The organism is Dehalobacter sp., from assembly GCA_023667845.1.
Lineage (GTDB): Bacteria > Bacillota > Desulfitobacteriia > Desulfitobacteriales > Syntrophobotulaceae > Dehalobacter.
The window spans coordinates 1-1,471 of the sequence record JAMPIU010000040.1 but is presented as its reverse complement, the minus strand read 5'-3'; the positions used below and the strand labels follow the sequence as shown (position 1 = coordinate 1,471).

The 1,471-nt window shown below is 41.9% G+C and carries 2 protein-coding genes; one reads left to right on the top strand and one right to left on the bottom strand.

Translation table 11 applies throughout. The annotated features are described in order from the left end of the window. Positions 1-58: 58 nt before the first annotated feature. Complete coding sequence (locus NC238_02035) at positions 59-1,162, top strand: hypothetical protein (protein MCM1564737.1); 1,104 nt, start codon at positions 59-61, stop codon at positions 1,160-1,162. Here NC238_02035 and NC238_02030 read toward each other — a convergent pair. After that, a partial coding sequence (locus tag NC238_02030; GenBank protein ID MCM1564736.1) for a DNA adenine methylase occupies positions 1,159-1,471 on the bottom strand: 313 nt, incomplete at its 5' end. The two genes, NC238_02035 and NC238_02030, sit on opposite strands and share 4 nt — an antisense overlap.

Sequence of the window (1,471 nt, the reverse complement as noted above, 5' to 3'; positions counted from 1 at the left end):
AAAAATACATAGGATTTCAGGTGGAGTTTTTATTGCCGAGTAAAGGCTACATTCAGATATGGATGTGACGCCTGAAGACGACGGAAGCATTGTCACAGGGTTTCAAAAAGGGTTAGGGAATTTGCCCTGGAATAACATTGATGCACTTTTTGTTGAAAATGATGCGGTAAGACGCACGTTAATCGGCTATTGCTTTGAGACGTCATTTAAAAAGCTAATGTCTGCCAACGGCTACGATAGTAAGCCCGGTTCTGGCGATGACATTGTCGATTTGATTGTTAACGGTCATACGTTACAGCTTAAAACCCAACATTTACGGGAAACCATTGAGGGAGTTCAAATCGGATATCGGTTCCATAAGACGCATGGAAAAGAGAGGTTTCCTGATGCATTATATACCCCCGGTGAATTTGCAGACTTTTTGGTGGGTCTCTGTCCGGATAAAAATATAATCATCTGCCCAAAGGATGCTTTACAAATACATCAGGATTACCCGGATAGATTTCAGGATCCTCAACGTTTTACCTGGGAAAACGAATGGATAAACCGATTTGACTTAATTGACGTTGACGTACGCACTCAGTTAGCAGATCTAACCCATGACAATGCATTGCTTCCCAGAACTGGCGAGATGGTTTCATTAAGCGATATCGAGATCATAAATACTATATTGGAACCGGCAAATTTTCGGCTTTACCGTCAGAATATCAAAGGTGCACTCAGGGAAATTGTCTGCAAACAAGAGCTTGAAAGAAGAGATATTACCTTATTACCTCCGGGTGTGTCAACCTTTTCGTGTCATTCAAAGGTCAAGGTCGACGGCTATCTCCCTGACGGCAGATCGGTTCAGATCAAAGGAATCACCCAGAGAATTTCCAATGGTAAAAAACTCGGTGTGGAGATTAAGGGGTCTCATGGGCGGATTCCAAAACGTCTCTATACTCCGGATGCTTTTGATCTGCTTATAGTAGTGATCGATCCGGGATCGATTAAGAACGGCCCGACAGGCATAGATCCGGATGCATTTAACTACTACATCATTGAAACAAACGATTTACCACACCATGAAAGATCGGCAGAATGGGGCGAACCAAGGTTAAAAGATATTTTTAAATTCGATTGCGGCCAGGTTACCCTGAATAATTTTGATATACTAAATTAATAATTTGTAATTATCAATTCATCCCCCCAGATCCGTTTTCCGTTTTTTACGTTTGCCGTGTTATACTGCCATGCAAACGGGTGTATGTTGGCCCATTCGTAAAGGTCTCTTATTGTCTTACAATTATCATACGTCAGCACGAACCTGTGCTCAGTGTTTTTTAGGAGTTCGCATAGATTATGATGGTCATTCTCGGTGAAATGATTTTTATATGCTCTTTTCTGATCAGCCTCGCAGTAAGGCGGATCGATGAATAACAGAACGTTTTCTCCTGATGGAGGGGCCTCGATAACCTCTTTGTACTCCAAT